Origin of the sequence: Legionella drancourtii LLAP12 (genome assembly GCF_000162755.2) — a bacterium.
GTDB classification, from domain to species: Bacteria; Pseudomonadota; Gammaproteobacteria; order Legionellales; family Legionellaceae; genus Legionella; species Legionella drancourtii.
This window is the reverse complement of the sequence record NZ_JH413848.1, coordinates 1-4,131: the sequence shown is the minus strand read 5'-3', so window position 1 is coordinate 4,131 and position 4,131 is coordinate 1. Positions and strand designations below refer to the sequence as shown.

The following is a 4,131-nucleotide window of genomic DNA, read 5'->3' as shown; positions in this document are numbered from 1 at the left end:
ATACGAGTGACATGTGGCTGGCAAAAAAAAACCAAAGGCTTGCCGTAGATTTTGCGGGTCTATTTGTTGATTTCACTTTAGCGGGTGTCGCAAGTTTATTCGCTCTATTTGCTACGAACCCGTTCTTGATGATTTTCTTATGGCTGTTTGCATTTTATAAATATTTATTAGCCTATTTGAATTTAGATCCAATTTTGGAGTTTGATGGTTACTATATGCTCATGGATCTATCGGGACAAGATAATTTACGCGAATCCTCACTGATGTGGTTAATTAATTTGTTTCAGGGTAAACACAAAAAATCGGCAAAAACAAAAGAGCATCGTTGGTACAAGATCTATTTGTTTAGTTGCCTGCTCTATATAAGCGGTAGCTTTATCGTAAATTATTATGTGATTAACATCCTGCTTACTGGCATCTTAAGTACAAGTAAACCAAGCTTAGCATACTTATTAACGCTGTTTGCAGTGACCGTCGCACTACTTACTGCCTGGGATAAAATCAAGAAAGAACATAATACCATGGCCCTAAGTGAATAGAACCTCGAAGAATAATTAAGCAATTATCCATAACTACCCCTAATAGATAATGCCTTTAGCGCCAATTATAAAGATTCCCCATACCCCAATGAGAATATGGGAAACAGAGACGCCTATGAATGAGTTTTCCTTATGGAATAACCAACCCCAAAACAAGCCAGGAATAAACGTTAATGCGGCAAAGGTTAAACTCAAATGCGAATGGACTGAGGAAAAAATAAGATTCGATAACAAAATGGCATTCCATTTGCGAAACATTTCATTGCCAGGTAGAAAAGAAAAAAAAGTAGATTGCAAGGCACTGCGAGCCACTAACTCCTGAACAGGTGAAAAAACGGAGTATAAACACACCACCGTTAAATAGAGTTTCCAGCTAAATTGCCCATTCTCCATCCCTTCGGCAAAACCAGAAAAAACGCCGACATGCTGAGGATTGGCACCAAAATAAACGATATACACTTTAAGAAGGAGAAAAAAAATCATCACCGGCAATGAATAAAGCACCGATTGCCCTACTTTCTTTGGCCACTGTTCAGTAGTAATCCCAAACTGTTTTAAGGGCAAGCCCGTGAAGCGCATTGCACCAATAATACCGAGTGCAAAAAAGAAAATCAGGCCAACCGAAAGAAAAGTCGTATTGGTTAATTCTTTTTCTATACCAATCAAGGAGGTAAGTGATATGGTATAAAGACTGATTAACCAGAACATCGCGACCATAAAGACACCAAGCACGTTGCGCGCTTGCGCTTGCTCTAAACTTTCCTCCATTTTCTTTACCGTAATTTGATTCGTATAACGGAGTTTTTCCGATAGCATTTTTGCCATATTACGCGTTAAAAGCAAAAGGATATGAGGATGTTTTTTCACCTCGGCTAACTGAAAACTTAATACCGATAAGTCTGATTTAGCCCTAAGTGACGCAGAACGCGGCTTATTTTCAATCAGCGCCATATCACCAATAATGTCACCTTTTTTTAAGGTGACCAATACATGCGAACGTTTGCCATGCAAGTGATGCTCCGTATTAATATAAACCTCCGCCTCACCTTCAAGAATAATATAAAACGCATCGGGCTCATCATGTTCATGAAAAATAATCGCCCCCTGAGGGATTGCTAATCGCGTTCCTAAATCGTCATAAAACGTGGCTAACTCATGGGAACTAAATTCTTCGGTAAGCACACTATGCAGATTTAGCTTATTTTTAGGGAAATGAACCGTTGATGTTGCTGACCATTGCAAAGGCTTAAGCTTTTTCACCCAATTAGAGTACACTGTATTCATAAAAATTCCACGAGCAAATATTATACAATTCTTTATTTAGCATAGTATGGGTTTTCCCACATCTCCAGTTCAACCAAGGATAACCAGGCTTTTTTCTGCTTAAAAAAGATTAATTTGCTTACGAAAATAGTGCAGCGGGCATCGTCAACTAAACTTTTGCACTAGACTGTAATTTATTATCAGGAAGATCGTGATGCTGGAAAGAAGTCGAAAAGATACGAAAAGAATACCGTTATCCAGTTGAGCTTATAAGGAGTTACCATCGGTTTAATGACAGCTACCGGGATGTCTTGAGCGCTTATTATATCGAGGCATTGACGTAAGTTATGAGACGATAAGACAATGGTACATTAAATTTGCTCCTCACTTTAAGAACGTGATTAAGAAACGAGAATCCATACAGTCAGATAAATGACATCTAGATGAGCAACAACTGCGCATTCGTGGCGCGCTTTATTACTTATGGCGTGCTGTGGATGATAAGGATTATGAGCTGGATGTGTCTCTGCAAAAGCGACGTAATAAAAAGGCGGCCATCCGCTTCCTATCTCGCTTATTAAGCGCATACCCTAAGCCTAGGGTTATCATAACTGACAAGCTAAGAAGCTATTTAAGGCTATTCGCCAGATGTGCAAAGGAGTCGAGCATCGCTCACATAAAGGGCTCAATAACCGGATGGAAAATGCCCATCAACCCACGCGCAGAAAAGAAAAATGCCTCATTCGTTTCAAATCAACAGCAGGGGCGCAAAGCGTCATAGCACTCATGGGAACAATTAGAAATCTCTTTGCGGTGGCCCTCGGTCGCTACACCAATTCAGCTTCTCATCGGAAATTCCAATTTCATAAAGCAAAGGAAATTTGGGCCACGCCGCTAACGAGATGTTTTGCGCCTAAAATTCGACAAATCTACTTTTTTTTCAGGGGCAAAAGTTTTAATTGACACTGCTGTCTCTACTCGTTGGCGCTTAGTACCCGATTGAAAAAAGGTGATTGGGCGCCCTTGTTGAATTAATTGCGAGAGTATCCTGACTTCATCTTCTTCATTCGGCAATAAGGGAGTGGGAGCAGCAAAAAGTTCTTTTTCGAGATGCTCAATTTCCTCGTCCTGATTTCCTTGCGTTTGTTCAGTGCATTCATGCTCAGGATAAGTTTGGGTGATTGCGTACTCATTAAGCTCATTAAAAGGTATTGTATTTTGTGGGCTAGGACGTGCCAAGAAGGGTGTTTCTGAAGTGGGGACGTGGGCATTTTCTTTTCTACCGAAGCATGCTAAAAATCCGCCATATCGTTCAAGGTTTGCCAACTTTACCATATAAAGCGGTTTTCCGCGGCATTTAGTGACACGTTCAATCCCCATGTCTTGTTGCTGTTGTTTGGTGTGCGACTGTAATGCTAAACCAAGTTCTGCTTCTAATGTAAAGTGCAAGCCGAGAAACTGAGTTGGTTGGGGCAAAGCGTTCAGCAAACAAAGAGAAAGTGGCTCGCTAGCATCACCTCGTCGTTGTCTTTTAGCTGGGCGCGGCTCTTTTGTTTCCGGAGTGGTTTCCTGCCTGCGGCGCCTCATTAAAGTTGGTTGGGATGGAGAAGAGCCACCTAACTCCTGCTGCAGTTGACAAACCAGGTTGTTGATTTCAGGAGCATCAGTCTGCTTTGTCAAGGGCGCTGCCTCCATAAGTTCTTGTTCAAGCCATTCGTCGATAAAGCTGCGCTCTGTTTTCGGTATTGAATTTAACATCAGCGGCAATGCAGGGAGCTTTTCGATATTGGCTGGAAAAGGAAGAGATACACCCTCACCATCCACAAACTCATAAAAGGAACCGTAGGAACTGATAAAGACCTGGGCATCATTTTCGACTCTAAAGTGATTATCGTCAATTTCAAGCGTTCCTTCGACCTTACGTGCGGCATATTCCTTGTTCATATATTGGGCAAAAAGACGGGCGAAGGCCTGCCTAGTAACGTCCTGGCTGTCTGTTTTCGTAAAATCAAGAATTGCGCTAAAAGGTTTATTGCTGTCTGGGTGACGGTAACAGGCTAATTGCTGCATTCGTTCGGTTTCAAAATAGCAAAAAAAATCTTTTCTTAACCGCCTAAATTGCTTAACAAGGGCTAGCTGGACATGAATGTTTTCCAGTGTCACCTCAGGATGGAGGCTGCTTTTCCCAAGGTAGCAAATCGCTTCAATAATTAATTGATTAGTAAAGCCCCGTGCTTTTAATTGCCCTGCATGTTGTAAGACAACAGCAAGCCTACCTGAACCTCCACTACTACAGTTGACAATTCTAATGATACCCTCTTTGCTAAAA

At 41.4% G+C, this 4,131-nt stretch carries 4 protein-coding genes; 2 read left to right on the top strand and 2 right to left on the bottom strand.

Going from position 1 to position 4,131, the window contains the following annotated elements; translation table 11 throughout:
- A partial coding sequence (locus LDG_RS18710; protein ID WP_233491585.1) for a hypothetical protein occupies window positions 1-539 on the top strand: 539 nt, incomplete at its 5' end.
- A gap of 39 nt (window positions 540-578) precedes the next feature.
- Here LDG_RS18710 and LDG_RS16180 read toward each other — a convergent pair.
- A complete protein-coding gene (locus tag LDG_RS16180) occupies window positions 579-1,823 on the bottom strand; it encodes a cyclic nucleotide-binding domain-containing protein (protein WP_006872526.1) in 1,245 nt (414 codons plus the stop codon).
- 472 nt (window positions 1,824-2,295) lie between these two features.
- On the opposite strand from LDG_RS16180, the gene LDG_RS20765 reads away from it, so the two are divergent.
- Window positions 2,296-2,583 carry a DDE-type integrase/transposase/recombinase gene (locus LDG_RS20765; RefSeq protein ID WP_407635281.1) on the top strand — a complete coding sequence of 96 codons (288 nt, stop codon included), beginning with the start codon at window positions 2,296-2,298 and terminating at the stop codon, window positions 2,581-2,583.
- Window positions 2,584-2,696: 113 nt separating this feature from the next.
- On the opposite strand, the gene LDG_RS19760 is transcribed toward LDG_RS20765, so the two are convergent.
- Window positions 2,697-4,131 (bottom strand): hypothetical protein (locus LDG_RS19760; RefSeq protein ID WP_040536347.1); only part of this gene is annotated, 1,435 nt, incomplete at its 5' end.

What these genes read in the sequence shown, in the direction of transcription:
- LDG_RS16180 (WP_006872526.1), bottom strand. Translation starts at nt 1,823, where the DNA reads ATGAATACAGTGTACTCTAATTGGGTGAAAAAGCTTAAGCCTTTGCAA.